The sequence below is a fragment of the Streptomyces fodineus genome (assembly GCF_001735805.1).
Classification (GTDB): domain Bacteria; phylum Actinomycetota; class Actinomycetes; order Streptomycetales; family Streptomycetaceae; genus Streptomyces; species Streptomyces fodineus.
The window spans coordinates 5,064,121-5,088,294 of the sequence record NZ_CP017248.1; the positions used below are offsets into that span (position 1 = coordinate 5,064,121).

General features: G+C 69.2%; 24 protein-coding genes and 1 pseudogene. 13 read left to right on the forward strand and 12 right to left on the reverse strand.

The genetic code is table 11. The features are described 5' to 3' along the window. Positions 1 to 206: 206 nt before the first annotated feature. Both dnaB and BFF78_RS21385 read left to right on the forward strand, forming a co-directional pair. The gene (gene dnaB, locus BFF78_RS21380) at positions 207 to 1,685 is read left to right on the forward strand and encodes a replicative DNA helicase (protein WP_069779856.1); all 1,479 of its coding nucleotides are present in this window, start codon (positions 207 to 209) and stop codon (positions 1,683 to 1,685) included. 77 nt (positions 1,686 to 1,762) lie between these two features. After that, on the forward strand, positions 1,763 to 3,148 hold the full coding sequence (locus tag BFF78_RS21385) for a serine hydrolase domain-containing protein (RefSeq protein WP_069779857.1): 1,386 nt from the start codon (positions 1,763 to 1,765) through the stop codon (positions 3,146 to 3,148). A 70-nt stretch (positions 3,149 to 3,218) separates the two neighbouring features. Here BFF78_RS21385 and BFF78_RS21390 read toward each other — a convergent pair whose 3' ends face one another. Then, entirely contained in the window at positions 3,219 to 3,671 is a 453-nt protein-coding gene (locus BFF78_RS21390) for a GNAT family N-acetyltransferase (RefSeq protein ID WP_069779858.1), read from the reverse strand. A gap of 9 nt (positions 3,672 to 3,680) precedes the next feature. Next, positions 3,681 to 4,139, reverse strand: coding sequence for a MarR family winged helix-turn-helix transcriptional regulator (locus BFF78_RS21395; RefSeq protein ID WP_069779859.1), 459 nt, complete (start codon positions 4,137 to 4,139; stop codon positions 3,681 to 3,683). A 144-nt stretch (positions 4,140 to 4,283) separates the two neighbouring features. Here BFF78_RS21395 and BFF78_RS21400 point away from each other — a divergent pair, with 144 nt between their 5' ends. Beyond that, a complete protein-coding gene (locus BFF78_RS21400) occupies positions 4,284 to 5,492 on the forward strand; it encodes an MFS transporter (RefSeq protein ID WP_069779860.1) in 1,209 nt (402 codons plus the stop codon). 129 nt (positions 5,493 to 5,621) lie between these two features. Then, positions 5,622 to 6,041: a GlcG/HbpS family heme-binding protein gene (locus tag BFF78_RS21405; RefSeq protein WP_069779861.1), complete on the forward strand. Its 420-nt coding sequence runs from the start codon at positions 5,622 to 5,624 to the stop codon at positions 6,039 to 6,041. A 69-nt stretch (positions 6,042 to 6,110) separates the two neighbouring features. Here the strand turns inward: BFF78_RS21405 and BFF78_RS21410 are convergent, their stop codons facing one another. Then, a complete protein-coding gene (locus BFF78_RS21410; protein WP_069779862.1) occupies positions 6,111 to 6,977 on the reverse strand; it encodes a GNAT family N-acetyltransferase in 867 nt (288 codons plus the stop codon). A gap of 149 nt (positions 6,978 to 7,126) precedes the next feature. Here BFF78_RS21410 and BFF78_RS21415 point away from each other — a divergent pair, with 149 nt between their 5' ends. Further along, positions 7,127 to 7,759: an HAD family hydrolase gene (locus tag BFF78_RS21415; RefSeq protein ID WP_069779863.1), complete on the forward strand. Its 633-nt coding sequence runs from the start codon at positions 7,127 to 7,129 to the stop codon at positions 7,757 to 7,759. A 322-nt stretch (positions 7,760 to 8,081) separates the two neighbouring features. Continuing rightward, positions 8,082 to 9,515 carry a globin domain-containing protein gene (locus tag BFF78_RS21420; protein ID WP_193433508.1) on the forward strand — a complete coding sequence of 478 codons (1,434 nt, stop codon included), beginning with the start codon at positions 8,082 to 8,084 and terminating at the stop codon, positions 9,513 to 9,515. A gap of 5 nt (positions 9,516 to 9,520) precedes the next feature. On the opposite strand, the gene BFF78_RS21425 is transcribed toward BFF78_RS21420, so the two are convergent. From BFF78_RS21425 to BFF78_RS21445, 5 genes are all read right to left on the reverse strand, one after another. After that, positions 9,521 to 10,003: an NUDIX domain-containing protein gene (locus BFF78_RS21425; protein WP_069779865.1), complete on the reverse strand. Its 483-nt coding sequence runs from the start codon at positions 10,001 to 10,003 to the stop codon at positions 9,521 to 9,523. Positions 10,004 to 10,091: 88 nt separating this feature from the next. Then, on the reverse strand, positions 10,092 to 10,997 hold the full coding sequence (locus tag BFF78_RS21430) for a LysR family transcriptional regulator (protein ID WP_069779866.1): 906 nt from the start codon (positions 10,995 to 10,997) through the stop codon (positions 10,092 to 10,094). Positions 10,998 to 11,215: 218 nt separating this feature from the next. After that, positions 11,216 to 12,364, reverse strand: coding sequence for a cystathionine gamma-lyase (locus tag BFF78_RS21435; RefSeq protein ID WP_069779867.1), 1,149 nt, complete (start codon positions 12,362 to 12,364; stop codon positions 11,216 to 11,218). Continuing rightward, positions 12,361 to 12,852 carry a low molecular weight protein-tyrosine-phosphatase gene (locus tag BFF78_RS21440; protein WP_069779868.1) on the reverse strand — a complete coding sequence of 164 codons (492 nt, stop codon included), beginning with the start codon at positions 12,850 to 12,852 and terminating at the stop codon, positions 12,361 to 12,363. The genes BFF78_RS21435 and BFF78_RS21440 overlap by 4 nt, the downstream gene beginning before the upstream one ends. Positions 12,853 to 12,859: 7 nt before the next feature. Further along, positions 12,860 to 13,237: a phage holin family protein gene (locus tag BFF78_RS21445; RefSeq protein ID WP_069779869.1), complete on the reverse strand. Its 378-nt coding sequence runs from the start codon at positions 13,235 to 13,237 to the stop codon at positions 12,860 to 12,862. A gap of 59 nt (positions 13,238 to 13,296) precedes the next feature. Between BFF78_RS21445 and BFF78_RS21450 the strand changes: the two genes are divergently transcribed. From BFF78_RS21450 to BFF78_RS21465, 4 genes are all read left to right on the forward strand, one after another. After that, positions 13,297 to 13,614, forward strand: coding sequence for a cupin domain-containing protein (locus BFF78_RS21450; RefSeq protein WP_069779870.1), 318 nt, complete (start codon positions 13,297 to 13,299; stop codon positions 13,612 to 13,614). 164 nt (positions 13,615 to 13,778) lie between these two features. Beyond that, complete coding sequence (locus BFF78_RS21455; RefSeq protein ID WP_069779871.1) at positions 13,779 to 13,991, forward strand: DUF5326 family protein; 213 nt, start codon at positions 13,779 to 13,781, stop codon at positions 13,989 to 13,991. Between the two features lie 220 nt (positions 13,992 to 14,211). Continuing rightward, positions 14,212 to 15,180, forward strand: a complete 969-nt coding sequence (locus BFF78_RS21460; RefSeq protein WP_418346672.1) for an IclR family transcriptional regulator — start codon at positions 14,212 to 14,214, stop codon at positions 15,178 to 15,180. A 99-nt stretch (positions 15,181 to 15,279) separates the two neighbouring features. After that, entirely contained in the window at positions 15,280 to 15,717 is a 438-nt protein-coding gene (locus tag BFF78_RS21465; protein ID WP_069779873.1) for an SsgA family sporulation/cell division regulator, read from the forward strand. A gap of 138 nt (positions 15,718 to 15,855) precedes the next feature. On the opposite strand, the gene BFF78_RS21470 is transcribed toward BFF78_RS21465, so the two are convergent. Beyond that, positions 15,856 to 17,340: a YibE/F family protein gene (locus BFF78_RS21470; protein ID WP_079161415.1), complete on the reverse strand. Its 1,485-nt coding sequence runs from the start codon at positions 17,338 to 17,340 to the stop codon at positions 15,856 to 15,858. A 251-nt stretch (positions 17,341 to 17,591) separates the two neighbouring features. Here BFF78_RS21470 and thiC point away from each other — a divergent pair, with 251 nt between their 5' ends. The 3 genes and pseudogenes from thiC to BFF78_RS50180 all read left to right on the forward strand — a co-directional run. Continuing rightward, positions 17,592 to 19,394 (forward strand): phosphomethylpyrimidine synthase ThiC, encoded by a 1,803-nt coding sequence (gene thiC / locus BFF78_RS21475; protein ID WP_069779875.1) that lies wholly within the window; start codon positions 17,592 to 17,594, stop codon positions 19,392 to 19,394. A 297-nt stretch (positions 19,395 to 19,691) separates the two neighbouring features. Further along, a complete protein-coding gene (locus BFF78_RS21480) occupies positions 19,692 to 20,294 on the forward strand; it encodes a hypothetical protein (RefSeq protein ID WP_069779876.1) in 603 nt (200 codons plus the stop codon). 14 nt (positions 20,295 to 20,308) lie between these two features. Continuing rightward, positions 20,309 to 20,423 (forward strand): annotated as a pseudogene (locus BFF78_RS50180) (thiamine biosynthesis protein ThiC); the annotation flags it as partial. A gap of 132 nt (positions 20,424 to 20,555) precedes the next feature. Here BFF78_RS50180 and BFF78_RS21485 read toward each other — a convergent pair. From BFF78_RS21485 to BFF78_RS21495, 3 genes are all read right to left on the reverse strand, one after another. Continuing rightward, positions 20,556 to 21,416: a hypothetical protein gene (locus tag BFF78_RS21485; RefSeq protein ID WP_069779877.1), complete on the reverse strand. Its 861-nt coding sequence runs from the start codon at positions 21,414 to 21,416 to the stop codon at positions 20,556 to 20,558. Positions 21,417 to 21,596: 180 nt separating this feature from the next. Then, positions 21,597 to 22,676 carry a metallophosphoesterase gene (locus tag BFF78_RS21490; RefSeq protein WP_069779878.1) on the reverse strand — a complete coding sequence of 360 codons (1,080 nt, stop codon included), beginning with the start codon at positions 22,674 to 22,676 and terminating at the stop codon, positions 21,597 to 21,599. Positions 22,677 to 22,988: 312 nt separating this feature from the next. Beyond that, entirely contained in the window at positions 22,989 to 24,101 is a 1,113-nt protein-coding gene (locus BFF78_RS21495; protein ID WP_079161416.1) for a LacI family DNA-binding transcriptional regulator, read from the reverse strand. Positions 24,102 to 24,174 lie beyond the last annotated feature (73 nt).

The window sequence follows — 24,174 nt, forward strand, 5'->3', positions numbered from 1 at the left end:
ACCAGATTGGCTGACGGTGCCGAGAGGCCTACCGTTGTCCGGCGCCCACTCCTTTCCCAGGCCTGGGAAAGCGTCCTTTGCTCAGCCCTGGAATCGGCATAAAACCGACGCTTCAGAACCGGAGTTGGGCCTCTCATTTGTCAGTGTCGTGCCGTACAAAAGAGGACACGGCGAGGTCCGCCGTGCGGACGGGAGGAGGTGGCTCGGTGAGCATTTCCGAGCCCTTGGACGATCCGTGGGCCGACGCCGGACCCAGTGATCGTCTGCCGGCTTCCCGTCGACGCGGTGACGGCGGCCGGGGTCGTGACGAACAACACGACCGGGGCCGGGAGAACGACTCCTGGGACGGCGGGGGTACCTCCTTCGAGCGTGTGCCGCCGCAGGACTTGGACGCCGAGCAGTCGGTGCTGGGCGGCATGCTGCTGTCCAAGGACGCCATCGCCGACGTCGTCGAGATCCTCAAGGGCCACGACTTCTACAAGCCAGCCCACGAGACGATCTACCAGGCGATCCTGGACGTCTACGCCAAGGGCGAGCCTGCCGACCCGATCACCATCGCCGCCGAACTCACCAAGCGCGGCGAGATCAACAAGGTCGGCGGGGCCGCGTATCTGCACAGCCTCGTCCAGACCGTGCCGACGGCGGCCAATGCCGAGTACTACGCGGAGATCGTCCATGAGCGGGCGGTACTGCGCCGCCTGGTTGAAGCCGGTACGCGCATCACCCAGATGGGATATGCGGCCGACGGCGACGTGGACGAGATCGTCAACCGCGCCCAGGCCGAGATCTACGCCGTCACCGAGCAGCGCACCAGCGAGGACTATCTGCCGCTCGGCGACATCATGGAGGGCGCCCTCGACGAGATCGAGGCGATCGGCTCGCGCAGCGGCGAGATGACCGGTGTGCCGACCGGCTTCACCGATTTCGACTCGCTGACGAACGGTCTGCACCCGGGCCAGATGATCGTCATCGCGGCCCGGCCCGCCATGGGTAAGTCGACGCTCGCGCTGGACTTCGCGCGGGCCGCCTCGATCAAGAACAGCCTGCCGAGCGTCATCTTCTCGCTCGAAATGGGCCGCAACGAGATCGCGATGCGTCTGCTGTCCGCCGAGGCCCGCGTCGCCCTGCACCACATGCGGTCCGGCACGATGACCGACGAGGACTGGACCAGACTCGCCCGCCGCATGCCGGATGTCTCGGCCGCACCGCTCTACATCGACGACTCCCCGAACCTGTCGATGATGGAGATCCGCGCCAAGTGCCGGCGTCTGAAGCAGCGCAACGACCTGAAGCTGGTCGTCATCGACTACCTCCAGCTGATGCAGTCCGGCGGCTCCAAGCGGGCCGAGAGCCGGCAGCAGGAGGTCTCGGACATGTCCCGTAACCTCAAGTTGCTCGCCAAGGAGCTGGAGATCCCGGTGATCGCGCTCTCCCAGCTCAACCGTGGCCCCGAGCAGCGCACCGACAAGAAGCCGATGGTCTCCGACCTGCGTGAGTCGGGCTCCATCGAGCAGGACGCCGACATGGTCATCCTGCTGCACCGTGAGGACGCGTACGAGAAGGAGTCCCCGCGCGCTGGCGAGGCCGACCTGATCGTGGCCAAGCACCGTAACGGCCCGACGGCCACGATCACAGTCGCCTTCCAGGGCCACTACTCCCGCTTCGTGGACATGGCGCAGACCTGATCCCAGCCTAGGGAAGGGCGGCTTCCGCCCGGGGAAATGAGCTCGACGTCCGCCGTCACAGCAGGTGGACTGGGGTCATGACGTCATCTCAGGAAGAGCTGCTCCCCGCAACGCGGCGCGCCCTGCTGCACCGGATCGCCGTCGCCCAGGCTGAAGGGCGGGCGCCCTCGCTGGTCGCGGCCGTCGTGCGGGGCGGTCGGGCCGTGTGGCACGGGGCGCGAACCTCGGTGGATGGGCACGGGCCGGACGAGACCGTGCAGTACCGGATCGGGTCCATCACCAAGACCTTCACCGCCGTCCTGGTGATGCGGCTGCGCGACGAGGGTCTGATCGACCTCGGAGATCCACTGGAGAAGCACCTGCCGGGCACCGGCGCGGGCGAGGCGACCATCGCCCAACTGCTCGCGCACACGGCAGGGTTGGCGGCCGAGTCGCCCGCGCCCTGGTGGGAGCGGACCCCCGGCACTCTGCGCCCGGAGCTGGGTGATGTCCTCGGCGAGCAGCCTCTCCTGCATCCCGTCGGCCGACGGCATCACTACTCCAACCCCGGCTACACCGTGCTCGGCGCGCTCGTGGAGGAACTGCGGGGTGCTCCCTGGGAGGCGGTGCTGCGCGGCGAGATCCTCGAGCCGCTGGGCCTGCACCGCACGAGCACCCAGCCGCAATCCCCGTACGCCGGGGGATGGGCCGTGCATCCGTGGGCGGACGCGATGCTGCCGGAGCCGCTGGAGGACCTGGGCAGGATGGCATCGGCCGGGCAACTGTGGTCGACCACGGCGGACCTGGCGCGGTTCGCCGTGTTTCTGGCGGCGGGGGACGACCGGGTGCTGAGCGCGGAGTCGGTACGGGAGATGCGCACGCCTGCGGCACCCGCCGAGGCGGCGGACGTGCTGGACGGGGCCGCGTACGGCCTCGGTCTGCAGATACAGCGCCGTGACGGCCGGCTTCTGGTCGGGCACTCCGGTTCGCTGCCGGGCTTCTTGGCGAACCTCTCCCTCAGTGTGGAGGACGACGTGGCGTCGGTGGTGCTCGCCAACTGCACCAGTGGGCCGCTCCTGGGAGCGGTGGGCGCCGACCTCGTGCGGATCGTCGCCGAGGCTGAGCCGAGGATCCCGGAGCCCTGGAGGCCGCTGCGCGAGGTCGATGCAGCGGTCCTGGAGCTGGCAGGGCAGTGGTACTGGGGGACCAACGCCTTCGGCCTGCGGGTGACCGCCGACGGCCTTCTCGCGCTCGCCCCGCTGTCCGGTAGCGGCCGGCGCGCCCGCTTCCGCTCGAACGGTGACGGCACCTGGACGGGCCTGGAGGGCTACTTCGCGGGGGAGCTGCTGCAGCCGGTACGGCGCCCGGCCGGGGTCCTGAGCCATCTCGATCTCGGCTCGTTCGTGTTCACCCGTCAGCCCTACGACCCCGAGGCCCCGGTGCCGGGTGGAGTGGACCCGGAGGGATGGCGGGGCATCGGCTAGGCGCCTCCACGGAACAGGGGTGTGTTTCACGTGAAACACACCCCTGTTCCGTTCGCGACCCGCGCCGCCGTCAGAGCCGCAGTTTGAAGCCCTCGTGGGTGGCGCTGAAGCCGAGCCGTTCATAGAGGCGGTGGGCGTCGATCCGAGTCTTGTCGGATGTCAGCTGCACCATCTGGCACTCCAACTGCCGGGCGCTGTCGATCGCCCACTCGATCAGCAGGCTGCCCAGCCCGCTGCCTCGTTCATCGGCGTGGATGCGTACGGCCTCGATGAGCGCTCGGGTCGCCCCTTTGTGGGAGAGTCCCGGAATGATCGAGAGCTGGAGGGTGCCGATCACACGGCCTTCGCGGACGGCGACGACGAGGTGCTGGTTCGGGTCGGCGTCCAGGCGTTCCAGTGCGGTCCGGTAGGGGGTCATGTCGTCGGGCGACTCGCGCTGAGCGCCTAGCGGATCGTCGGCCAGCATCGCGACGATCGCCGGTAGGTCGTCGGCGGTCGCAGGCCGTATTTCAAGATCTCCCATGCGCGCACCCTATGCCGGTACGTTCAGTGACTCCACGACCCGGACCAGCGGGGCCAGTTCGGGGTTTCTGGAGGCGTCGTCCAGGGCCTCGCGCAGGGCGGCGTCATTGGTGGGACGCGCCTCCTCCAGCAGCCGCAGGCCCGCCTCGGTGACGTTGGTGTAGATGCCGCGCCGGTCGGTGGGGCACAGATAGCGCTCGAGTAGGCCGCGGTCCTCCAGCCGGGTCACCAGACGCGTGGTGGCGCTCTGGCTGAGGACGACCGCGTCGGCGACCTGCTTCATCTGCAGATGGCCGCCCTCCCCATCGTGCTGGCGGCTCAGCACGTCGAGCAGCGAGTACTCGCGCACGCTCAGGTCGTGCTTCCCCTGCAGGGCGCGCTCGATGCGCGCCTCGATCCTTCCGTGCAGCGCAGAGAGAGCGCACCAGCCCTGCGCGAGGGCGGTGAGCGCGGGGTCCGTCGCTGTCATTGGCGTTTTCCTCCGTCCCGGAGCGGCTGACTCAAGAGTAGAGCAGGTCCGCAATAGTGGGCGGTTGCATGTAGCCCGCGTTTGCAACTATTGTCGACGCTAGAAAACCGCTCCTGCAATCGTCTTGGAAGGTGTACCCCCCTCATGCCTCTCGCGCTCCTGGCCCTCGCGATCGGGGCCTTCGGAATCGGAACGACGGAGTTCGTGATCATGGGCCTGCTGCCCCAGGTCGCGGGCGACTTCGGGGTCTCCATCCCCACGGCGGGCCTGCTCGTGACGGGCTACGCGCTCGGCGTGGTCATCGGCGCGCCGCTGATGACCGTGCTCGGCACCAAGGTCCCGCGCAAGCGGATGCTGATGCTGCTCATGGGCCTGTTCATCGCCGGAAACCTGATCTCCGCGGTGGCCCCCGTCTTCGCGATCATGCTGATCGGACGCGTGGTCGCCTCGCTCGCGCACGGCGCCTTCTTCGGCATCGGCTCGGTCGTCGCTGCCGAGCTGGTGGCTCCCCACAAAAAGGCCGGCGCCATCGCCATGATGTTCACCGGCCTGACCGTCGCCAATGTCGTCGGCGTCCCGTTGGGCACGCTCATCGGGCAGCACATCGGCTGGCGGGTCACCTTCGGCATCGTGGCGGCCCTAGGGGTCGTCGGTCTGGTCGGTGTGGCCAAGCTGGTGCCCGAGCTGCCGAGGCCCGAGGGTGTGCACCTGCGGCACGAGGTGGCCGCTTTCAAGAACACCCAGGTCCTGCTCGCCATGGCGATGACCGTCCTCGGCTTCGGAGGTGTCTTCGCGGCCATCACCTACATCGCGTCGATGATGACCCACATCGCCGGCTTCGCAGACGGCTCGGTTACCTGGCTGCTGGTCCTGTTCGGCCTCGGCATGGTCGGCGGCAACCTCGTCGGTGGCAAGTTCGCCGACCGTGCCCTGATGCCGATGCTGTACGTCTCCCTGGGCGCCCTGGCCCTCGTCCTGGCCCTCTTCACGCTCACCGCCCACAACAAGATCGCGGCGGCTGTCACCATCGCCTTGATCGGCGCTCTTGGCTTCGCGACGGTACCGCCGCTGCAGAAGCGCGTCCTCGACCAGGCGCACGGTGCACCGACGCTCGCGTCGGCCGTGAACATCGGCGCCTTCAACCTGGGCAACGCACTGTCCGCCTGGCTCGGCGGCATCGTGATCGCGGCCGGCTTCGGCTACACGGCCCCCAACTGGGTCGGTGCCGCCCTCGCCGTGGCTGCCCTGGTCCTCGCCGTCCTCTCGGCGGCGCTGGAGCGTCGCGACGGTGCCCGGAGCACGGTGGTCGCCTCCGGGACGCCCGCCGGGCAGCAGACCCCGGTCCACCACTGACTCCCGGACCGCAGCGGCGCCTCACCGCCCGTATCCCGCAGACCTCCGTGCCGGGGGCCATTCCCGGCACGGCGAGCACCCCATCCCGTAACACCCGAGATCTCAGTACCACCCGAGGAGAAAACCTCCATGAGCACCACTGCCGTCGTCCCGCTGTCCATCCAGGACGCCGAACTGCTCGTCGCCACGGCCCGCCGCGCGGCCGAAGAGGCCGGGGTCACCGTCAGCGTCACCGTTCTGGACGCCGGCGGCCATCTGCTCGCCTTCCGCCGCGACGACCGGGCCGTGCTGATCTCCGGCGAGACCAGCACCCGCAAGGCCTACACGGCACTCCAGCTGAACGCCCCGACCGCCGACCTGGTCGACGCCGTCCAGCCCGGCGGCCTCTTCCACACGCTGCCCACCGCCCTCGACCGGCCCCTGCTGTTCCTCGCGGGAGGTGTGCCCGTCCACCGCGACGGTCGGCTGATCGGCGCGATCGGTGTCGGCGGCGGTGCGCCGGAGCAGGACCACGGCTTCGCCACCGCGGCCGTGCAGGCACTTGCCTGATCCACACCCCCACAGGCACCTCGGCCTCGCCGCGCGATGCGGCGGGGCCGATGCGTGTCGTACGACGGCTCAGCCCGCGGCCACGGTCAGCGGTGCGAACCGCCGGGTCCAGTCGCCCGGGAGGTCCGTGATGCCGTAGGTCATCACGGCGTTGAAGGCCACGGAGACGAGACCTCGGGCCTTCGCCCAGGTCAGCAGGTCCTCATGACGCACGTCGATGTCGGTGCGCAGTGGACGGTCCGTATGGGCCGCCAGCGAGGTGATGAGAGCCTGGGCGGTCTCCGTGTCCCGCGCGATCAGCGGACCGACGACGTGGGTGTCCATATTGGGCCACGCGGCTGTGTAGCCGATGATTCGGCCGTCCTCCTCGGCCACCCGTACCTGGTCGGCGAAGGCGGGCAGCCGGGTGATCAGGGCAGTGCGGTCGGCGCCGAACACCTCCTCGTCGAGACGAAGGATCGCGGGAAGGTCCTCGGCAGTGGCGGCGCGCGTGTCCACACCCGATTCCGGCCCGCCGGGAGTGAAGCGGCCACGCAGCATCTCCGCCCGGCCCGTCACCTTGAAGCCCAGTTCCTCGTACAAAGGACGGCCGTTGGTCGTGGCGTGCAGGGTGAGCGGCGTGGTCCCCATGGTCGACACGACATGGCGCATCAAACGGCGCCCGACGCCCTGGCGGGCATGGCGTTCGGCCACCAGGACCATGCCGATGGCACCGAGATCCAGGTGGTGCCACGAGCCGTACTCCGTGACGACGCATGCGGCGACGAGACCGCCCTGGGGGTCGTCGATGCCGAAGCCCTTTCCGGCCGCGAGAAGGAATCCCCACTTGTGTTCTTCGCGTGGCCACCCCCGGTTCTCGGACAAGTCGGCGCAGGCGGTGAGATCGCGAAGCGTCAGACGGCGGATGGGTAGCGCGGCGAGGGAAGGAGTCGACACGCAGGTCAGGCTGTCCGACCGGCACCCTCGGCGTCCAGCCGTTTCGGTACAGACACACGCGCTTTTGGCCATGCCGTCGCCATATGCACAGCCGGTGGACAACAGGAGGTGTTTCACGTGAAACATCGGCAGCCGGTTAGCCTCGGGCCATGGCGAGACTGCATCTCTTCGATCTCGACGGCACATTGCTGCACGGCAGTACCGCACCGGTGGAAATTTCCCGCCAGTTAGGGCGCGAGGCGGAGACCGTGGCACTCGACCGGGCTATCGCCGAAGGACGGATCGGTCCGCCGGAATACGCGACGCAGGTGTACGACCTGTGGGTTGACCTGACCGAGGCGCATGTCAGCGCCGCATTCGAGGCGGCTCCCTGGCTGGCTCGCATCCGTGAGGTCTGGGCAGAGATCAGAAACACGGGCGACTACTGCGCGGTCGTGTCGCTCTCCCCGTCCTTCTTTGTGGAACGCCTTCTCGGCTGGGGCGCTCATGCCGCGCATGGATCCCGCTTCCCGGCCGTACCGTTCAGCGAGCCCGTCGATCCCTCCGGTGTGCTCAGCGCCGCGGCCAAGGTGATCGTCGCGGATCGGCTCTGTGTGGAGTTCGGCGTGACCAGGGCGGACTGTGTGGCGTATGGCGACTCGTCGTCGGACAAGGAGCTGTTTGCTGCCGTACCGGTTTCGGTGGCGGTCAATGCCGACGCTCACCTGGTCGGACTCGCGACGCACTCCTACACAGGACGAGATCTGTGGGATGCCTATGAATTGGTTCGTGCTGCCCGGTAGTTGATAGACCTCATGGTTCGCACCCTTGCGCGATTCGTGAGGAACGCGGGGGGGACTTGTGTGCACGGCGATGGCCGGTAGGGTCGACTCCGGTTCACGTCCGGGATGGAGTCCACATATCCCGTGCGGGCCGAGAGCAGGGCAAGCAGCCTAACGGGACGGAGAACACGAAACCCGCGTTTCCGGGTACGCGACCGCGGCATCCGATCGGGATGGGAAGCTGCGGAGAGTGCTACGGCTGGCGCCCGCCGGGGGAAAGCATGCGCCTTCTGAGGAGAAGGTGTGCAGACCGACCGAGAGACGTTCGAGGCGAGGGCACATCATGGACGCTCCGACCACTACGTCGGGGGAGAACGGCATATCGGGCGGGGGTGGCTGGTTCACGCCGCGCAAGGCGCCAGCCGGTCCTCCGTCAGATGCCGAACACACGACGCACGAGGGCCCGCTCCCGGCAAACGCACCCACCTCGCCTCCGGCAGACGCTCGCACGCGGCCCCCGGCGGAGGAACCTGCCCCGCAGCCGTCGCACGCGCCCTCCTGGCAGCCGGCGGACCGGCCCGAGCACCCACACGCCCAGCAGCCGGTGGACGCGCAGGACCCACAGCGCGTGCCCGTTCAGCGGGTGGCGGCCGTCGAGGAGGGGTCTCCCGACGCCATCCTCATACGCCGCACGATGGCTGAAATAGGCTCGATCGCGGACAAGGTCACCTCCTACTTCTACGCGCTGCTCTTCGTCCGCCATCCCGAGCTGCGCGTGCTGTTCCCGCCCGCGATGGACACCCAGCGGGACCGCTTGCTGAAGGCCCTGCTCACCGCGGCCGAGCACCTGGACAACACCCCGGTCCTCGTCGACTACTTGCAGAACCTCGGCCGTGGACACCGCAAGTACGGGACGCGTACCGAGCACTATCCGGCCGTCGGGGAATGCCTGATCGGCGCGTTGAGCAGGTACGCCGGCAACGTCTGGGATCCGGAGACCGAGGCAGCCTGGGTGCGCGCGTACACGACGATCTCCCAGGTCATGATCGACTCCGCCGCTGCGGACGAGCTGCGGTCCCCGGCCTGGTGGCACGCCGAGATCGTCACCCACGACCTCAGAACCCCCGACGTCGCGATTCTCACCATCCGCCCGGACCAGCCCTATCCCTTCCTCGCCGGCCAGTACACGAGCGTGGAGACACCTTGGTGGCCGCGGGTGTGGCGGCACTACTCCTTCGCCTCCGCGCCCCGCTCGGACGGTCTGCTGACATTCCATGTGAAGGCCGTACCAGCCGGCTGGGTCTCCAACGCGCTGGTGCACCGCGCCCGGCCCGGAGACGTCGTACGCCTCGGACCGCCGACCGGCTCCATGACCGTCGACCACACGGCTGACAGCGGACTGCTCTGCCTGGGCGGCGGCACCGGCATAGCCCCCATCAAGGCCTTGGTCGAGGATGTCGCCGAGCACGGCGCACGCCGGCCCGTCGAGGTGTTCTACGGCGCCCGCACCGGCGACGACCTCTATGACATCCACACCATGCTCCGGCTCCAGCAGAGCCACCCCTGGCTGGCGGTCCGCGCGGTCATCGACCAGCAGGCCCACGTCCAGCTCCCCGACGCACTGCGCGACTACGGCCCGTGGAACGAGTACGACGCCTATCTCTCCGGTCCGCCCGGAATGATCCGCAGCGGCATCCACACGCTCCGGGACATCGGCATGCCGTCGAGCCGCATACGGCACGACGCGGTGGAGGAACTGCTCGTCACCGGTATCTGAGCGTGCTAACCGAGATCGGGAGCGTGCATGGCGCGCACTCCCTCGATATTGCCGTCCAGATAGTGGCGCAGTGAGAGCGGGACCAGGTGGACGGAGGCGATGCCGACGCGAGTGAAGGGGATGCGGACGATCTCGTACTCACCGGCCGGCTCGTCCACTTCGGGGCCGTGCCGCAGGGCCGGGTCCATGGACTCGAGCCGGCAGACGAAGAAGTGCTGCACCTTCACGCCGGTCGCGCCGCCGTCCTCGCCGATGTGCTCGACGGTGTCCACGAAGCACGGCACCACATCGGTGATCTTGGCGCCGAGTTCCTCGGACACCTCTCGGTGCAGGGCGTCCACGACGGTCGGATCCGCGGGCTCGACCCCGCCACCGGGAGTGACCCAGTAGGGATCGACACCGGGCTTGGTGCGCTTGATCAGGATCAGGTCGTCACCGTCCAGAAGAACGGCACGGGCGGTGCGCTTGACCACGGGTCGGACGGTCATGGGAGAAATGTGGCCCGGCTGGTTCCACGTGAAACATCGCAAGTCGTCACCGTACGGGCGCCGTGCGTGTATGCGGTGCCTGGCGGCCTCAGCACCAGGCCGTGGCCGCCCGCTGCAGCCATTCGTGAGCCCGCGCTATATGGGGCATGGCGAGGGTGCCGGTGCGGACCACCAGGAAGTAGGTGCGCAGCGGCGGCACCGCCGGGTCGTGCAGGGCCAAGAGCGTGCCGTGATCGAGGGCTGTGGCGCACAGGTAGCGGGGCAGCACCGCGAGTCCGGCCCCCGCGATCGCGCAGGCGAGCACCGCTCGTAGATCCGGGACGATGACCGTGCCCGAGGCGGCCGGACGGGAGTCGAAGACGGAGGCCCAGTAGCGCGCGACGAAGGGCAGCGACTCATGGACCTCGACGACGGGCAGATCCTCCAGCGCGGGCGCCCCCTTCAGGCGCAGTGCCTCCGCGCCGATCCGCTCCACCCAGCGAGGGGCGGCGACCAGTACATGTTCCTCGTCGCAGAGCGGAGTCGCGGTGAGCAGTGCGCCGCGCGGACGGGCCGTGCTGATGGCCAGATCATGATGTCCGGAGGCCAGTCCCTCCAGCGTCTCCTCCGCCGTGCCGAAGGAGGCGCGCAGCGCGAATCCCTGGCCGTCGTCGCCGGTCAGCTCGGTCAGGGCGGGCAGGGCACGTTCGGCGGTGAACTCGGGCGGACCGGCGAGGTGCAGGGTCCGTAGCGAGGACTCGTCGTCCAGGCCGCTCTCGGCTATCTCCACCAGGGCGTCGAGATGGGGTGCGGCCTTGTGCGCGAGTTCGTCGCCAATGGTCGTCGGGGTCACCCCGCGCGCCTGACGGAGGAAGAGAGGCCTGCCCAGCTGCCGTTCCAGCGTGCGGATCTGCGAGGTGACGGCGGGCTGGGAGAGGCCGAGCAGGGCGGCGGCGCGGGTGAAGGAGCCGGCCCGGTGCACAGTGACGAAGGTGCGCAGCAAGGCCAGGTCCATGGCGTGTCCTCCCTAATCCCTGCCCTCCTTCGGCCCCCCAGGCAGGCCCCAACTATAAATAAGTCGATAGGTCTCTGTCGCTAGCGTGATTGGACACTGACAGAGAGTCAACTAGCCTTGTTCGCACGGTTCTTTGCGCGCGGAACCGAAGACGGTCCGAGCCACGAGGGGGGAGGCTCGGACCGTCGTGCGCCATCAGGGGACGGCCGGATGAGGGCTCACTCGGCGGACTCGTCCAGCGCCCGCAGCACGTCGGCGATCAGGTCCTCGGGGTCCTCGGCGCCCACGGACATGCGGATGAAGCCTTCCGGAACCGCGTCCCCGCCCCAGCGGCGGCGGCGCTCGGCCGTGGACCGCACCCCGCCGAAGCTCGTCGCGTCCTCCACCAGGCGCAAGGCCTCGAGAAAACGCTCGGCACGCGCGCGCGTGGGCAGCGTGAAGGAGACCACGCAGCCGTAGCGGCGCATCTGCTGCGCGGCGATCTTGTACGAGGGGTCGTCGGGCAGTCCGGGATAGCGCAGGTCGGACACCTCGGGCCGCTGCTTCAGGGCCTCGGCGACCGCGAGAGCGGTGGCGTTCTGCCGGTCGACGCGCAGCTGGAGCGTGGCGATGGACCGGTGCGCGAGCCAGGCCTCCATGGGTCCGGAGATCGCCCCGACGATCTTGCGCCAGCGCCGTACGGCGGCCATCGCCTCCGGGTCCCGGCCGGCGACGTAGCCGAGGAGCACATCGCCATGGCCGGTGAGCTGCTTGGTACCGCTGGCCACGGAGAAGTCGGCGCCCAGCTCCAGCGGGCGCTGCCCGAGCGGGGTGGCCAGAGTGTTGTCGACGGCCACCAGGGCACCCTGCGCGTGGGCCGCGGCCACCAGCCGCCGGATGTCGCACACGTCCAGCCCCGGGTTCGACGGGGACTCGATCCACAGCAACCGGGCGCCCTGGAGGACCTCCAGCTGGGCGTCGCCGCCGGTCGGGGCGGTACGCACCTTGACGCCGTACGCCTCCAGCTGGGCGCGGACCAGTGGCAGCACCTGATAGCCGTCGGAGGGCAGTACGACCGCGTCCCCGGCCCGCAGCTGGGAGAAGAGCACGGCGGAGATCGCCGCCATGCCGGAGGCGAAGACCAGCGTCTCGACGTCGTCCCGGCCGGGCCCCTCCAGCTCGCCGATGGCCCGCTCCAGCAGCGTCCAGGTCGGGTTGTCGTCACGGCCGTAGAGGTACGGGCCCGTCACCTCGCCGGGGAGGTGGAAGTGCGCCGCGAACACCGGTCCGGGCAGGGTCGGCTCGTGCTTGACCGGCTCGGGCAGTCCGGCGCGTACCGCGCGCGTGCCGTCGCCGGTACGACCCTCGTCCTTGCTGGTGTCGCTCATGCGGCCCGTCCCTCCAGTTCCTCGCGTACGGCGGCGAGCAGACCGCCGCTCGCCGCCTCCACCATCTCAAGGCACTCCTCGAAGCCGTCCCGGCCTCCGTAGTACGGATCCGGCACGTCGAGGTCATCGCCGGCGGCGGGGTCGTAGGAACGCAGGAGACGGACCTTGCGGGCGTCCTCCTCGGTGGGTGCGAGACGGCGCAGCGCCTTGAGATGGCCGGTGTCGAGGGCGATCACGAGATCGAGGCGGGAGAACCACGAGGGCTGGAACTGGCGGGCGATGTGATCGGTGTCGTAGCCGTGCTCCTCCAGGACCGAGACGGCCCGCGGGTCGGCGGGCTCGCCCTCGTGCCAGCCGCCGGTGCCGGCGCTGTCGACCTCCACCCGGTCCTCGAGGCCGGCCTTGGCCACGCGGGCGCGGAAGACGGATTCGGCCATCGGGGAGCGGCAGATGTTACCGGTGCACACGAAGCAGACGCGGTAGGTCATGGTGCGCTCAGTCCTCGTCGGGCAGGAGGACGTGCAGGGCCCAGGAGACGACGGAGATGATCAGGCCGCCGACGACGGCCGTCCAGAAGCCCTGCACGTGGAAGCTCAGATGGAGCTTGCCGCACACCCAGGACGTCAGCAGCAGCATCAGCGCGTTCACGACGAGGGTGATCAGGCCCAGGGTCAGGATGAACAGCGGGAAGGTGAGCACCTTCACAACCGGCTTGACCAGCCAGTTCACCAGGCCGAAGATCAGCGCGACGACAATCAGCGTGCCGGCCTTCTTCGCCGTGCTGTCACCGGTAAGAGTGATCTTGTCCAGCAGCCACACGGCGACTGCCAGGGCGCCCGCGTTGGCGATCGTCTTGACTACGAAATTCTTCATGTGTCTGATCGTGGCAGACCGGATCGGAAACGAGCAGTGAGGCGAGGGCGACAGCGGCGATGAAGGCATTCCGGCTGGACGAACTGGAGGCGGAGCGTACCGCCAACGAGGGGGCCTACCTTCAGTTCCTGCGGGAGCGGAACATGTCCGTCGGCCTGTACGCCCTGAACGCGGGCGAGCACGACCCGCAGAAGCCGCACAACCAGGACGAGGTGTACTTCGTCGTGAGCGGCAGGGCGTCCATCACGGTCGGACTGGAGACGACGGAGGTGGCGCGCGGCAGCGTGGTGTACGTGCCGGCCGGGGTCGCCCACAAGTTCCACCACATCAGCGAGGACCTGAGGGTTCTCGTCGTGTTCTCTCCGCCCGAGGCGTGAGCCCGGACCTCAGGGTTCCCTAGGGGACGGGTCAGGGGAGGACAAGGGGCGCGAGGCCCCCGCGGGACCCCTCCCGGCCCTAGCATCGAGTGCAGGACATCAACGCCGTACGGAAACACAGCCGTACGGGACGCAGCTGTACGAGAACGCAAAGGACGAGGGCGATGCGAGAGATCTTCGCGGGACTGCCGTGGTGGGTGAAGTGGGTCGCGGTGCCGGTCATCGCCCTGGTCGTGTTCGGCGGCCTGATAGCGACCGTGGTCGGGTTCGTGATCGGCCTGTTGTTCAAGGCACTGGTCTTCGTCGCCCTGGTCGGCGGACTCATCTACATCGTGCGTAAGTTCCTGTCGAACTCCTCGTCACGCAGCGACTGGTGACGGATCGCGGGAACTGGTGACCGGCAGCGGCGTCACCGGTTCCCGGCAAGGTGATCACCGGTTTCCCTCGGGGGAGGGAAGTTTCCCCCTGAGGCCGTCTGTGCGCGGTGGCAGAGGGTTAGAGTCCGGAACTCCCGCGGGGTCCGGCCCCGCGGGCGGCGCAGATCCCCTCCGTGCTGTTCCTCGGCACGGGCTGCCCCTCGCGCTCCGGGAGTGAACCTTGGCCACGGTTGACACCACACCGGCAGAACCGCACGCACCCCCCAATCCACCGACCTCCTGCGCACCCCCCACCCAGCGGCCGCCGACCATCACGGTCCCCGAACAACCGCACCCCACCGACGCCCCCCAGCCACCCCGCCGGACCGACGCTTGCGGCCCACCGCGCCCCACTGGCGCCTCGGGACCACCGCACCCCGCCGATGCCCCCGGCCCGCCGGCCGGTACGACGCTGATCGGATCCGTCCAGCGCGCCATGCGCCTGCTGGAGACCGTCGCCACGCATGCCTACGGCGCCCCCGCCAAACAACTCGCCCGCGAGACCGGCCTCGCGCTCCCGACGACCTATCACCTGCTGCGCACCCTGGTGCACGAGGGCTATCTCCGCCGGGAGAAGGGGTTGTTCTTCCTCGGCGACGCGGCCGAACGGCTGGGCAGCAGCGGGGCACAGCAGAAACGTCGCAGCGCCGTGGCGGAGACGCTCGCCCACTGGCGCGATTCCATCGGTGTGCCGGTGTACTACGCGATGTACCGGGACGGCGAGATCGAGATCATGTGCGTCTCCGACTCCCCCGAGGCACCGGCCGTCGAGGAGTGGGCCGACTTCCGCGAGACCGGTCATGCGCACGCCATCGGGCAGTGCCTGCTCTCCCAGCTGGACGAGGACGCCCGCCGCGACCATCTGGCCCGCTATCCCGTGCAGTCCCTCACGCCGTACACCGTGCGTGACAACGATGCCCTGTTGCGGCGGCTGGCCCGGATGCCGCGCATGGAGCCGGTGGTGGAGCGCCAGGAGTACGCGCTCGGGACGGTCTGCGCGGCGGTTCCGATCACGGTCGGTACCACCGTCGCCACGATGGCCATGTCGTTGCCCGGCCACCAGGCCGACCGGCTGTTGCCCGCGGCCCATCGACTGCAGGCGGAGATCGGCCGACATCTGGGGACGCTCACTCTCTCTATCAGTATCTGAAAACTTACTCCTTGTGATCTCACGTGTACGTTCAGCAAGATTTGACCACCGTTAGAGGGATCAATCCCGGCCAGTCGACGTCATATGACGGGGTAGGCGATGCGCGAGTCCGTACAGGCAGAAGTCATGATGAGCTTTCTCGTGTCGGAGGAGCTCTCCTTCCGCATCCCGGTGGAGTTGCGCTACGAGACCAGTGATCCCTATGCCGTCCGGCTCACCTTCCATCTGCCCGGCGATGCCCCGGTCACCTGGGCGTTCGGGCGCGAGCTGCTGATCGACGGCGTCGGCCGACCCTGCGGCGAAGGGGATGTGCGCATCGCCCCCGCCGATTGCGAGGTGCTGGGCGAGGTGCTGATCAGGCTTCAGGTCGGCAGCGACCAGGCCCTGTTCCGCTCTTCCGTACCGCCGCTCGTGGCCTTCCTGGACCGTACGGACAAGCTTGTGCCGCTCGGACAGGAGGGCGCGCTGGCAGATTTCGACGCCCATCTGGAGGAGGCTCTGGACCGCATCCTGGCCGAGGAGCAGAGCGCCGGCTGAAGCGTTACGGCACGGGCGCGGTGCGCTTCGCTGTGCCGCGTGGGAGTGTGCAGGAACGCTTCTGCGTGGAGAGGGGTTTGGCCGGGCGGCGTCCGCATCCACCGGGCTCACCGCGTCCGGCGTCCTCGCCGAACGGGCTCACCGCTTTCGGCGCCGTCCCCGGCCGCCGCGTGCCGGTGTGGGCTGGGCGCTGGTCGGTGTCGGGGTGCCCGGGCCGGGCCGGTCGGCCGACACCACCAGGGCGGCGAGCGCGGTGGTGACCGGGACCGAGGCGACCAGACCGATCGAGCCCACCAGCGTGCGCACGATCTCCTCGGCCACCAGCTCGCTGTTGGCCACGGTCCCGACACTGCTCTGCGCGATAGAGAACAGCAGCAGCAACGGCAGCGCGGCACCGGCATAGGCGAGGACGAGCGTGTTGACCACGGACGCGATGTGGTCGCGGCCGATGCGGATGCCAGCCCGGTACAGCCCGCGCCAGCCCATCGACGGGTTGGCCTCGTGCAGCTCCCAGACGGCCGATGTCTGCGTCACGGTCACATCGTCCAGGACCCCGAGCGAGCCGATGATGACGCCCGCCAGCAGCAGACCGCTCATGTCGATCGACGGATACAGGCCATGGATCAGGCCCGTGTTGTCGTCCGTGTTGCCGGTCAGCACGGCCCAGCCGATGAACAGGGAGCCGAGCACGCCGATCAGCGACAGCGAGATCAGCGTGCCGAGCACCGCCACCGACGTACGGGCCGACAGACCGTGGCACATGTACAGGGCGATCAGCATGATGGCGCTCGACCCCACCACCGCCACGAGCAGCGGGTTCGAACCCTGGAGCACCGCGGGCAGGATGAACAGCGTCAGCACCATGAAGCTCACGGCGAGGGCGACGAGCGCCATGACACCGCGCAGCCTGCCCACCACCACGACGGCGAACGCGAAGATGCCCGCGAGCAGGGTCATGGGGAACTTCCGGTTCACGTCGGCCACCGAGTACTGCAGGTCCTTCGGTGCCGAAGGCTCGTAGGCGGCCAGCACCTTCTCGCCCTGGTGCAGCTGGCGGGTCTGGTCCGGCTGCACGATCTCGGTGAACGTACGGCCCTGGTCCTTGCCGGTGTCGACCCGGACGGTCGCCTTCTTGCAGCTCCCCTTCGCCTCCTGTCCCGCCGGGTTGCCCCCGGCGGTGGAGGTGTCGCCGGTCGGGGTGTCACCGGAGGCGTTCACCGACTTGCAGCTCACCTCGACGACCCGGGTGACTGTGGCCTGCTGCGTCTCCCGGTCGAAGCCGACGCCGGTGCGTTTGTGGGGCGGGGCTCCCCCAGGCCACAGCACCACCAGGCCGACGACGACCGCCGCGGTGAACGGGACCAGGATCGCGGCGATGACCTTGCGGAGGTGCCGGGAGACGGGGGCAGCGGGTCCGTGGCTGTGGCTATGTCCGTGGCCGTGCCCGGCTTCGTGTCCGCGCCCGCGCCCACGCCCGTGTCCGTGTCCGTGGCCATGGCCATGGCCGTCGTCACCGTCGGCTCCCCTGCTACGGGCCGTATGACCGTCGTGGCCATAGCCGTCGGCCGGTCCCGTGCCCTCTGCGTGGCGCGGCTCGGGCGGCCTATACGGGTACTGCTCCATCCTGGTCACCGCCGGATCATCGCAAGAACGGCAGGGGGCCCACTGTTCACCGCGCCACATATGACGCTAGCGTGGAGGCACCTTTGCACACGCGGGAGCTCGGAGCACCGGGCTGAGAGGGCGCTGACCTCCGTACACGCGATGTTTCACGTGGAACAGGCGAAGTTCCGCAGGAAATATCGGCAGACGGACACCGCTGCGTCGACCGCCGAACCTGTTACCGGGTAATGCCGGCGTAGGGAGTAGGTCTCATGACCAACAAGGACGCACGCACGCCTGCCTCCGTTCAGGACGACAAGTCCCAGGAGGCCGGGAAGTCCATCGGCTGGCACAAGGCGTACGTCGAGGGTTCGCGCCCCGACCTGCGCGTGCCGGTCCGCCAGGTGCACCTCACCAACGGGCAGTCGGTCACGCTGTACGACACATCGGGCCCGTACACCGATCCACTCGTCGACACAGATGTCCGCAGGGGCCTGCCGCCGCTGCGGGAGAACTGGATCATCGCCCGCGGCGACACCGAGGAGTACGCGGGCCGCCCCGTCCGTCCCGAGGACGACGGGATCAAGCACACCTCGCCTCGTGGCGGGCTGCGCAACCTGGACGCGGTCTTCCCCGGACGGCCGCGCCAGCCGCGCCGGGGCCGGGGCGGCGAGGCCGTGACGCAGCTCGCGTACGCGCGCCGGGGCGAGATCACCCCGGAGATGGAGTACGTGGCCATCCGGGAGAACGTCTCTCCCGAGGTGGTCCGCGAGGAGATCGCGGCGGGCCGGGCGGTGCTGCCGGCCAACGTCAACCACCCGGAGATCGAGCCGATGATCATCGGTAAGCGGTTCCTGGTGAAGGTCAACGCCAACATCGGCAACTCCGCGGTGACCTCCTCCATCGAGGAGGAGGTGGAGAAGATGACCTGGGCGACCCGCTGGGGTGCCGACACGGTCATGGACCTCTCCACCGGCCGTAACATCCACACGACCCGCGAGTGGGTGCTGCGCAACTCCCCCGTCCCCATCGGCACGGTGCCGCTCTACCAGGCTCTGGAGAAGGTCGACGGCAAGGCCGAGGAGCTGACCTGGGAGATCTACAAGGACACGGTCATCGAGCAGGCCGAACAGGGCGTGGACTACATGACGGTCCACGCGGGCGTGCGGCTGCCGTATGTGCCGCTCACGGCGAACCGCAAGACCGGCATCGTTTCGCGTGGCGGCTCGATCATGGCCGCGTGGTGCCTGGCGCACCACAAGGAGTCGTTCCTGTACGAGAACTTCGAGGAACTGTGCGAGATCCTCGCCGCCTACGACGTCACGTACTCGCTGGGCGACGGCCTCAGGCCGGGGTCGATCGCGGACGCCAACGACGAGGCACAGTTCGCGGAATTGCGAACTCTTGGGGAACTCAACCAGATCGCCAAGCGTTTCAACGTACAGACCATGATCGAGGGCCCGGGCCACGTCCCGATGCACAAGATCAAGGAGAACATCGACCTTCAGCAGGAGATCTGCGATGAAGCTCCGTTCTATACGCTCGGCCCGCTGACCACGGACATCGCGCCGGCGTACGACCACATCACCTCCGGCATCGGCGCCGCGATGATCGCCTGGTGGGGCACGGCGATGCTCTGCTACGTCACGCCCAAGGAGCATCTGGGCCTGCCCAACCGGGACGACGTCAAGACCGGCGTCATCACCTACAAGATCGCCGCGCATGCGGCCGATCTCGCCAAGGGGCACCCGGGCGCACAGGAGTGGGACGACGCACTGTCCGACGCCCGCTTCGAGTTCCGGTGGGAGGACCAGTTCAACCTGGCTCTGGACCCGGACACGGCACGGGAGTTCCACGACGAGACCCTGCCGGCCGAGCCTGCCAAGACGGCCCACTTCTGCTCCATGTGCGGGCCGAAGTTCTGCAGCATGAAGATCAGCCAGAGCATCACAGAGCGGTTCGGTGGTGCGGCGGCTGAGGGGGCGTCGGCGGAGGAGGTCGCCGAGGGGATGCTCCAGAAGTCGAAGGAGTTCGCTGAGGCGGGGAACCGGGTGTACCTGCCGATCGCGGACTGAGGCCGGCCTACGGCGGTCCGTGCCACCGGAAGTCTGAGCCCACCCTGGGGGTACGGACCGCCTGCACGCTGATGCGCGCAGGTCGGCTCATGCAAATACGGTCGCGGACCGCCCGGTGATGAGCGACGATACCTGCGCCGCCAGGAGGATCCGGGTCCGCTGCTCCTTTGGCCTTGCGGCTGCTGACATGGACGGCGGGGCCATCTCGCGACATCGTCCATGCCTTCTCGGTCTGGAGTGATGCGCGTGGGCGGTTTTACAAGGTGCAACCTGTTCCGCGGAGTTGACTCTCAACAGGTGTACGAGGCACTGACTGACTTCTGGGAAGCCGAGGGCTACCGACTCGTCCTCGCCGATCCCAAGCAGAAGGACTTCTACACCCTGCACGAGGAGCACAACGGCTGGACCGTGCTCGACTGGACGCGGGGCTGGGAATGGGACCTGCGCCGGCGCGCGCAGTTCCACGTGTCACGCGTGTACGACTGCCCCGGCCTGCTGACCTTCATGTACGACGGGGACTACTGGGGTTATGAGCTTTTCCACCATGGCGTCGAGGTGGACCAGTTCGTCCAGTGGGCCGATGCTGACCAGTGCTTCTTCGACGATCGTCCAGTGGGCGGACGTCCCGAGCTCTTGGTGGAGCAGTTCCCGGATCTACGGCTGGACCTGGATCATGTCCGCGGCTATCTGACCAGCTACAGCACCGACGACCCGGCGTACGAGGACTTCCTCTGGGACGACGACGATCCCAGGAACCGGCCGGTCCGCGAGGGTGATGCATGGGGTCGCTTGGATGGCGGAGCGATCTTCGACTTCTGGTCCTTCCTGGGAGCGGAACACCACAGCGGGCCTGGCTGCTTCCCGCCTGCCTGGCGTCGATTCACCACCGAGCCGCAGTAGCGGCTACGACGCCGTACATCCGCCGCGAACACCGCGGCAGCCGCGCCGAGGCCGGGGAGGGCATGGCGCAGAAGCCGAAGGAGTTCGCGGCGAGCGGACCAAAGGGTGTATCTGCCGATCGCCGGCTGAGCCGGACGAGTTGGGCCACGCCAGCAGGCCGTGCAGGCGGCCGGCGGGGTCGGGGAAACGGCGGGATCGCGGCTGACCGGGGTGGTGGCGCCACACCGGTTGGCCGCTCGGCCCGCCGCCCGGGATGCGGGGTTACTCGGGCTGGTGCTCCGGGCCGCCGAAGTCCGGGCTTGTGTAGTCCGGGCTGGTGAAGCTCGGGCGGCCGGACTCGCTGCCGTCGTCGGGGCTGCTGAAACCGGGGCGGTCGTATCCCAGGCGGGGCATACGGCCGCGCGGGGTGGGCGGGGTCGTGTGGTGCAGGGTGGCGGATCCGGGCTCGGCGAGCGCCTCCATCAGGAACGGCAGGATGCCGCGCTCCAGCAGGGCGTTCCGCCAGGCCTCTCTGGCGCTGTCCAGTTCCCGGTGCGCCGCGTCCAGTGCCTGGGCCTGTGGCGAGCTGCCGTTGCGCAGGGCGGTGAGCAGCAGTCCGACGGCGGCGAGGAGGATCGTGGCCGCGGTCACCGCGCCGAACACCCAGCCGGCGGTGAGCATGGTCTGGGCGAAGGCCTGTCCAGGGCTCAGCGTCTTCAGGATGTAGCCGACAAGCAGGAATATGGCCGCTGCGGTTCCGGAGAGGACGGGAGCCAGTACGGCGATGACCGCGACGGCGCCCGCGCCGGTGTTCTCGGACGCCTCGCCGAAGGTGGTCACGGGCCCAGGCGTGGCCGGACTCTGGTCCGCGGGTCCGGGGCCACCGGCGGCCGAAGGGGCCATCGCCGGCTGACGCAGTTCCTGGCGGACCTTCACATAGTGCTGGTATTCGGCCGCGGCGGCGGCCGTGATCAGGGCGCTGGCGTTGAGCGCCATGGTGCGCAGTTGTTCGGGATTGAGCCGCTCTCCGACAGCGGCCAGTTCCGGCCGGTGCGGTGCGGAGCGCAGCGCCTCATCGAGGAGCCGCTCGAATTCCTGGCGGTCCTCGCTCTGCAGGTGCTGCGGAACGCTGTTCATGTGCATCCCCCGATGCTCCGTAGGGCTTGGGGCTCGCACGCCGGCGAGCCGTCGGGCAGAAACGGAGGGGAGCCTGCTACGGATAAGCCGATGGTAGAGCCGTGACGGCACACGGTGACAGGGGTTGCCGGAAATTGCCCTCCGGCCTGTGCGTACTCCGCCGGTGGACGCCTGCCCGCGGAATGGTCAGGTAGTCAGGGGGAGTTGCCGGACCAGTAGTTTTCCGGCCATGGTCACGCCGCCGTCCATCGCGATGGCGAGCCCGTCCGCGTACACGTGCGGTCCCTCGACGACGGGGCCGGCGGCGTCCTCGCCGTCCTCGGACCCGACCTCGCCGAGGAGGTAGGGAATCGGGCTGTGGCCGTGAACGATGCGGGTGCCACCGTACGTATCGAGGAGGGAGCGCACGGCGTCGGCGCCGCCCTCGTCGCGGAAGGAGAAGCGCTTGGTGAACTTGCGGAAGAGATCCCAGCACTCGTCCGCGTCGTTGCGGGTGAGGGTCTCGCGGACGGTGTCGTTGACCGCCTCGATGGAGTCGCCGTAGTCGAGATAGGCGGTGGTGTCCGAGTGCACGAGCAGATACCCGTCGACCTCCTCGACGGCGTCGAGCCGGGCCATCCACTGCAGATGGTGGTCCTGGAGGCGGTCCATGTCGGTCTTCTGGCCGCCGTTGAGCAGCCAGGCCGCCTGGAAGGTGGCGGTGCCCGCGCCGGAGTTGACGGGCGTGTCGCCGAACCGCTTGGCGCCGAGCAGCAGCAGCTCGTGATTGCCCATGAGGGCCTTGCAGTAGCCGCCGGCCGCCGCGGCCTCGGCGGACAGCCGCATCACGAGGTCGATGACGCCGATGCCGTCGGGACCGCGGTCGGTGAAGTCGCCGAGGAACCACAGCCGGGCGGTGCCCGCGCACCACTGGCCTGAGGCGTCGATCAGCCCCTGCTCCTGCAGGGCGGTCACCAGTTCGTCGAGGTATCCGTGGACGTCGCCGACGACGAACAGCGGTCCGGGACCGGTCGCGGGCTGCGGGGCCGGGGCAGCCGGTGCCGGGTCGACGCGGACCTGGACCGTCTCGGTGCGGCTGACGACGGGGAGGTCGCGCTGCGTGGGTGTGTAGCCGTCGGGGTACGCCTCGTCGGTGGGCGTGGCGGTGTCGCCCGGGTGGGCGGTGTGGGCGTACGGACCGGTCTCATGGACGTACGCCGGTACCCGGAAGTCCCGCAGCGTCGCCGTCCGCTCCACTTCGGGTCCCTGACCGGCCCCCTGAGTCATCAGACCCCTCCACCATCGCGCCGCAGCTGCACCGCTTCGGACTGCCTGGTCGCAGCGGTCGGCGGTGTCGTGGGCCCATCATAGGAACGCGCGTACCGCCGTGTGATGACCCAGGGGTGGTGAATCGGAACAAGACTCCAGTTCACCGCGGCTTTCGCCCCGTTTGGGCAGGTGTCCGGCCGGCTCGGCGCCGACCGGACACGCGGGCCGACGGTCGCCGGCCCGCCCCGCCCCCTCCATGGGCCGGGCGCGGTACGGGGTGAGCGCCCCGCTTTTGGGCGGTGTTTCCCGTCCGCGCTGTCGATCGTCCCGCTATCTGTCGTCCGGCGTCCGCGGCGGGCTGACCGTCGTGCGCGGCGGGCGGCGCTGGGAGGAGGTGCGCACGATCAGCTCGGTCGGTATCACCTGCTCCACCGGCTGGTCCGACTCCACGCCCTCGATGGCGTCGATGAGGAGCTGGACCACCGCGGTGCCGATACGGCGGGGCTTCAGGGAGAGCGTGGTGATGGGCGGCTCGGTGCTGGCGTACACCATGGACTCGCTGCAGCACACGAGCAGCAGGTCGTCGGGAACGCGGAGCCCGTAGCGGCGGGCGGCGGCCAGCAGGTCGGTGCCGTTGGGGTCGAACAGGCCGTAGACCGCGTCGGGCCGGTCGGGCCGGGCCAGCAGCCGGTCGGCGGCGACGGCGCCCGCGCACGGGTCGTGCGCCGGGTAGGCCTCGTAGACCGGGTCCTGGCCGACCCGCTCGCACCAGCGCAGGTAGGCGGTGGTGGACAGGTGGGTGTAGGTGTCCGTCGTCGTACCGGTGAGCAGGCCGATACGGCGGGCGCCGGCGGCGGCGAGATGGTCGAGGATGCCGAGTACGGCGGCCTCGTGGTCGTTGTCGACCCAGGCGGTGACCGGCAGCGAGCCGGCCGGGCGGCCGTCGGAGACGACGGGCAGTCCCTGCCGGACCAGCTCGGTCACCACGGGGTCGTGGTCGGAGGGGTCGATGACGACGGTGCCATCGAGGGCGACGTTGGACCACACGTCGTGGCGGGAGGTGGCGGGCAGGATGACGAGGGCGTAGCCGCGGGCGAGCGCGGCCGAGGTGGCGGCCCGTGCCATTTCGGCGAAGTACGCGAACTCGGTGAAGGTGAAAGGTTCATCCCCGTACGTCGTCACGGTCAGGCCGATCAGACCGGACTTGCCGGTACGGAGTGTGCGGGCGGCGGCCGAGGGCCGGTAGCCCAGCCGGTCGGCGACCTCACGGACATGGCGGCGGGTGGCGTCCGGGAGCCGGCCCTTGCCGTTGAGGGCGTCGGAGACGGTCGTGATGGAGACTCCGGCGGCGGCGGCCACGTCTCTGATGCCCGCCCGGCCCGGCCGACTGCCTCGACGTGAGGTTTCCGCGCGGCTCACCTGGTGCTTCCCTGCTGCTGTCATGGCGAGCCGATAGTAGGGCTCATGCGGTGGGGTAGTGCGGACGCATATGCACGCATTGACAGGCACGTTTCTG

Excerpts from the sequence above, each read along its gene's own strand:
- BFF78_RS21385 (WP_069779857.1), top strand. The coding sequence starts at position 1,763 with ATGACGTCATCTCAGGAAGAGCTGCTCCCCGCAACGCGGCGCGCCCTG.
- BFF78_RS21390 (WP_069779858.1), bottom strand. The coding sequence starts at position 3,671 with ATGGGAGATCTTGAAATACGGCCTGCGACCGCCGACGACCTACCGGCG.
- BFF78_RS21395 (WP_069779859.1), bottom strand. The coding sequence starts at position 4,139 with ATGACAGCGACGGACCCCGCGCTCACCGCCCTCGCGCAGGGCTGGTGC.
- BFF78_RS21400 (WP_069779860.1), top strand. The coding sequence starts at position 4,284 with ATGCCTCTCGCGCTCCTGGCCCTCGCGATCGGGGCCTTCGGAATCGGA.
- BFF78_RS21405 (WP_069779861.1), top strand. The coding sequence starts at position 5,622 with ATGAGCACCACTGCCGTCGTCCCGCTGTCCATCCAGGACGCCGAACTG.
- BFF78_RS21415 (WP_069779863.1), top strand. The coding sequence starts at position 7,127 with ATGGCGAGACTGCATCTCTTCGATCTCGACGGCACATTGCTGCACGGC.
- BFF78_RS21420 (WP_193433508.1), top strand. The coding sequence starts at position 8,082 with ATGGACGCTCCGACCACTACGTCGGGGGAGAACGGCATATCGGGCGGG.
- BFF78_RS21425 (WP_069779865.1), bottom strand. The coding sequence starts at position 10,003 with ATGACCGTCCGACCCGTGGTCAAGCGCACCGCCCGTGCCGTTCTTCTG.
- BFF78_RS21430 (WP_069779866.1), bottom strand. The coding sequence starts at position 10,997 with ATGGACCTGGCCTTGCTGCGCACCTTCGTCACTGTGCACCGGGCCGGC.
- BFF78_RS21435 (WP_069779867.1), bottom strand. The coding sequence starts at position 12,364 with ATGAGCGACACCAGCAAGGACGAGGGTCGTACCGGCGACGGCACGCGC.
- BFF78_RS21440 (WP_069779868.1), bottom strand. The coding sequence starts at position 12,852 with ATGACCTACCGCGTCTGCTTCGTGTGCACCGGTAACATCTGCCGCTCC.
- BFF78_RS21445 (WP_069779869.1), bottom strand. The coding sequence starts at position 13,237 with ATGAAGAATTTCGTAGTCAAGACGATCGCCAACGCGGGCGCCCTGGCA.
- BFF78_RS21450 (WP_069779870.1), top strand. The coding sequence starts at position 13,297 with ATGAAGGCATTCCGGCTGGACGAACTGGAGGCGGAGCGTACCGCCAAC.
- BFF78_RS21455 (WP_069779871.1), top strand. The coding sequence starts at position 13,779 with ATGCGAGAGATCTTCGCGGGACTGCCGTGGTGGGTGAAGTGGGTCGCG.
- BFF78_RS21465 (WP_069779873.1), top strand. The coding sequence starts at position 15,280 with ATGCGCGAGTCCGTACAGGCAGAAGTCATGATGAGCTTTCTCGTGTCG.
- BFF78_RS21470 (WP_079161415.1), bottom strand. The coding sequence starts at position 17,340 with ATGGAGCAGTACCCGTATAGGCCGCCCGAGCCGCGCCACGCAGAGGGC.
- thiC (WP_069779875.1), top strand. The coding sequence starts at position 17,592 with ATGACCAACAAGGACGCACGCACGCCTGCCTCCGTTCAGGACGACAAG.
- BFF78_RS21485 (WP_069779877.1), bottom strand. The coding sequence starts at position 21,416 with ATGCACATGAACAGCGTTCCGCAGCACCTGCAGAGCGAGGACCGCCAG.
- BFF78_RS21490 (WP_069779878.1), bottom strand. The coding sequence starts at position 22,676 with ATGACTCAGGGGGCCGGTCAGGGACCCGAAGTGGAGCGGACGGCGACG.
- BFF78_RS21495 (WP_079161416.1), bottom strand. The coding sequence starts at position 24,101 with ATGACAGCAGCAGGGAAGCACCAGGTGAGCCGCGCGGAAACCTCACGT.